Genomic DNA, 4,390 nt, shown 5'->3' with positions numbered 1-4,390 from the left:
GAAAAGCTGGCGGAAAACAATAAACCTTGCGTAGTCCTGGGAGATACCAAAGCATTTGATTTCTTCCGGATGAATTATTTGCAGTATCTGGCCCCGGAAAAGGGATACGACGGAACTTTTTATCTGCATCCCAATGTTGCCGGCGCTCAAAAATTAGGCGAATTCTGGGCTGTGGCAATCCGGAAATATGCCTCGCAATGGTGCAAATGACTGGCATAAATAAGGAAGAGGTCCGGAATATTTATCCATAAATATATTTTATTGAAATTTATATATAACCTTAATTTATCCACGAAATGAAAAGATTAAACCTGTTAATTACCGTTTTTTTATGTTCATTTTTCATCAATGCCGCTTTATTTTCACAAGTCCGCGTAGCTTGTATTGGCAACAGCATTACATACGGGGCAACCATTAAAAACAGGAGTGTCGACAGTTATCCGGCACAGCTTGGCCGTATTTTGGGGCCGGGATGGGAAGTGAAAAATTTTGGAGTAAGTGGTACAACTTTACTCAAGAAGGGGAACAGTCCTTACATAAACCAAAAGGCCTATCAAGAAGCTCTGGATTATCAGCCCAATATTGTGATCATTAAATTGGGTACGAATGATTCCAAACCGGTCAATTGGAAATATAAAAGCGAGTTTGAATCCAACTATGTTGAACTGGTGAATACTTTTAAAGGCTTAAAAACTAAGCCTGAGATCTGGTTGTGTTTGCCTGTCCCCTGTTTCGAAACGAAATGGGGCATTAATGATTCCGTCATACATGGTGAAATTATCCCCTTAGTGAAGAAGGTTGCCAGAAAGACCAGGTCAAAACTCATTGATTTATACACCCCTTTGACCGGGAAACCGGAGATGTTTAACGATGGAATTCATCCCAATCCACAGGGGGCAGGAATTATTGCCAAAGAGATTGCTTCCAAAATCAGAAAAAATTAAAATATTTTGATGCTACTCCTGAATTATTTTAGTCAATGTGGAAAATAATTGAAAATTTTATTTTTTTGATCTAATAAAATGAAATTGTCTTTTTATCGTGTTTTAATGTGAAAAAAATATGACCAGGTCAAAAAAAATATTAAAAATTGTAAAAATTTTCTAATAATTTGGGGGTATATTATGAATAAATTATATATTTGCATCGGTAGATATAAAATAATTTAAAAATTATATTTTATGGCAAGATTTAGATTTAAGGCATTAGAGGATGTCTTAACCAGACAGCCTCTAAAAGTTGAGGTTCCTAAAGGCAAGACTTCTGAATATTTTGGAATAAATGTTTTTGATTATACCAAGATGCAAAGATATCTTTCCAAGGAAGCTTTTCAGAGCGTACGTGCCGCAATTGAAAAAGGTACCCGCATTGATCGTAAGGTTGCAGATCAGGTTGCTGCCGGCATGAAGGCTTGGGCTATGGAACTTGGCGCTACTCACTATACTCATTGGTTTCATCCTCTAACAGAAGGTACTGCAGAAAAGCATGATGCATTCGCTGAACCTGCTGATTTAGGTGGAGTGGTTGAGACATTCTCCGGAAAATTACTTGTACAGCAGGAACCTGATGCTTCCAGTTTCCCCAGTGGCGGTATTAGAAATACTTTCGAAGCCCGTGGATATACTGCATGGGATCCTTCTTCTCCTGCCTTTATTCTTGACAATACTTTATGTATTCCTACAATTTTCATTTCATATACGGGTGAAGCTCTTGATTACAAGACTCCTCTTTTAAAAGCTTTAGGTGCTGTTGATAAAGCTGCAGTTGATGTTTGTCAGTATTTTGATAAAGATGTATCTAAAGTAAACTCAAATTTGGGTTGGGAACAGGAATATTTCCTGGTGGACGAATCATTGGCTGAAGCAAGGCCTGATTTGATGTTAACCGAAAGAACCCTTATGGGACATGCATCTGCTAAGGATCAGCAGTTGGAAGATCAGTATTTCGGTACTATTCCTGAAAGAGTTGCTGCCTACATGCGGGACATCGAAATTGAAGCTTACAAACTGGGTATTCCCATCAAGACCCGTCACAATGAGGTTGCTCCTAACCAGTTTGAGTGCGCTCCTGTTTTTCAGGAAACCAATCTTTCGGTTGACCACAATATGTTGATGATGGAAATCATGCGCCGTACGGCACGTCATCATCATTTTAAAGTGCTGTTCCATGAAAAACCTTTCCAGGGCATTAATGGTTCAGGAAAACACTCCAACTGGAGTTTGTCTACCAACACCGGCGTTAATTTATTCTCTCCGGGAAAAACTCCGAGAACCAATATGCAGTTCCTTATGTTTGTTCTCAATACTGTAAAGGCTGTTCAGGATAATGCTGAAGTTCTGCGTGCTGCTATCGCTTCTGCAGGTAATGAACATCGTTTGGGCGCCAATGAAGCTCCTCCTGCTATCATCTCTGTATTCTTAGGCTCTCAGCTTTCAAGAATGCTCGATCAGCTTGAAGAAAGAGTAAGCGAAGAAAAGATGACCCCGGACGAAAAAACGGAATTGAAATTAAATATCGGTAAGATCCCTGAAATTTTGCTGGATAATACCGACAGAAACAGAACTTCTCCCTTTGCATTTACCGGTAACCGTTTCGAATTCAGGGCTGTGGGCTCAAGTGCCAACTGCGCTTCGGCTATGATTGCCCTTAATACTGCTGTAGCCAACCAGTTGATTAAATTCAAGAAAGAAGTTGATTCGATCATTGAAAAAGAGGTCAAGAAAGACGAAGCTATTTTGCAGGTATTACGCCGCTTGATCATCGAAACCAAACCAGTTAGATTTGATGGAAACAATTACAGTGAAGAATGGGTTATTGAAGCCGAAAAACGGGGTTTGCCCAATATCGCCAAGACTTATGATGCATTAAAACAATATGTAAGTCCCAAGAGCATAAAACTTTTCACCGATAATAAGATTTTCACCGAAAAAGAATTGGAAGCAAGGTATGAAGTTAGTCTTGAAATTTATACCAAGAAACTTCAGATCGAAGCCCGGGTTTTGGGCGATTTGGCTATCAATCATATTATTCCTACTGCTGTGAGATATCAGAATGTTTTAATCCAGAATGTTAAAGGAATAAAGGAAATTTTTGATGCCAAAGAAGCTAAAGACCTTATTGAAGGCAAGCTTGAACTTATTAAGAATATCGGCTCAAGGGCTGCCCAGATAAGAATTAAGACTGAAGAGATGACTGAAGCCAGGAAAGTGGCTAATCATCTGGACAGCGCAGAAGAAAAAGCCAAGGCTTATGCTGAAACTGTGAAACCCTTTATGGATGAAATTCGTGATCATATTGACCATCTCGAACTCATCATTGATGACGAAATGTGGCCTTTACCTAAATATCGTGAATTACTGTTTACCCGCTAATTAGTAGTTTTTCGAATTTTTATAAAAAAGAGCATGCAAAACAATTATTTTTGCATGCTCTTTTTCTTTTTTAATTCTGGTTGTATTTTTATACTTTTAAAAAATTATCTTGTGGTTATTTACTTGGTTTGTAGTATAAATAATTTTTAAATGCTTGTATATAAAAGTCTTTACTCTACTACGGATTATTTCAAAGAGCAGAATTTTATCTGTTCAACCTGGCTAACTGAATCAAGTGTCTTGACAAAGGATTCTTTTAAGGATGAAATGGTAAAAGTATTAGCGCAGATTAAAGAATGCATGCCCTTAAAAGTACTGATAGATACAACCAATTTTAATTTTAATGTAACCCAGGAGGTACAAGACTGGATTGTGAAATTTTTCCTGGAACAGGTGATTGAACTGGGAGTGAAGAAATACGCAATTGTTGTACCTGTTGATATTTATAAAACTGTATCGGTGGATCACATACAAACCGATGATATTGAGGAGGAAATAGCTATACAATATTTTAAGGATATTGATGCAGCTAAAAGTTGGATTTTGAATTGAGGATGAAATAATGACAGAAAACAGCTCCAGGTACAATTTGCGTGGCGTATCCGCCGCAAAAGAAGATGTACACCAGGCAATAAAAAATATTGATAAGGGGATTTTCCCCAAAGCTTTTTGCAAGATAATCCCGGATACCTTGGGCAACGATGAGAATTTTTGCAACATCATGCATGCCGATGGTGCAGGAACAAAGTCATCACTGGCTTATATGTATTGGAAGGAAACCGGCGATTTGTCCGTATGGAAAGGCATTGCCCAGGATGCCATAGTGATGAATATTGACGACCTGCTTTGTGTGGGCGCTGTTGATAATATCCTGCTTTCTTCTACAATTGGCCGCAATAAAAATAAGATCCCCGGCGAAGTGATTTCTGCCATTATTAATGGTACTGAAGAATTTCTCGAGAAATTAAGGGAAATGGGGGTCAATATCAAATCAACCGGTGGCGAAACTGCCGATGTGG

At 38.5% G+C, this 4,390-nt stretch carries 5 protein-coding genes; all 5 read left to right on the top strand.

Annotated elements, in window-relative coordinates:
• A partial coding sequence (locus Q8907_13300) for a hypothetical protein (GenBank protein ID MDP4275247.1) occupies positions 1 to 210 on the top strand: 210 nt, incomplete at its 5' end.
• A gap of 86 nt (positions 211 to 296) precedes the next feature.
• Positions 297 to 944: a GDSL-type esterase/lipase family protein gene (locus Q8907_13295; protein ID MDP4275246.1), complete on the top strand. Its 648-nt coding sequence runs from the start codon at positions 297 to 299 to the stop codon at positions 942 to 944.
• A gap of 237 nt (positions 945 to 1,181) precedes the next feature.
• Positions 1,182 to 3,371, top strand: a complete 2,190-nt coding sequence (locus Q8907_13290; GenBank protein ID MDP4275245.1) for a glutamine synthetase III — start codon at positions 1,182 to 1,184, stop codon at positions 3,369 to 3,371.
• 150 nt (positions 3,372 to 3,521) lie between these two features.
• Complete coding sequence (locus Q8907_13285) at positions 3,522 to 3,923, top strand: hypothetical protein (protein ID MDP4275244.1); 402 nt, start codon at positions 3,522 to 3,524, stop codon at positions 3,921 to 3,923.
• Between the two features lie 10 nt (positions 3,924 to 3,933).
• Positions 3,934 to 4,390: phosphoribosylformylglycinamidine cyclo-ligase (locus tag Q8907_13280; protein ID MDP4275243.1), on the top strand; the 457-nt coding region annotated here is incomplete at its 3' end.

Source organism: Bacteroidota bacterium, assembly GCA_030706565.1.
Lineage (GTDB): Bacteria > Bacteroidota > Bacteroidia > Bacteroidales > JAUZOH01 > JAUZOH01.
This window is presented reverse-complemented; position numbering and strand designations above follow the sequence as displayed.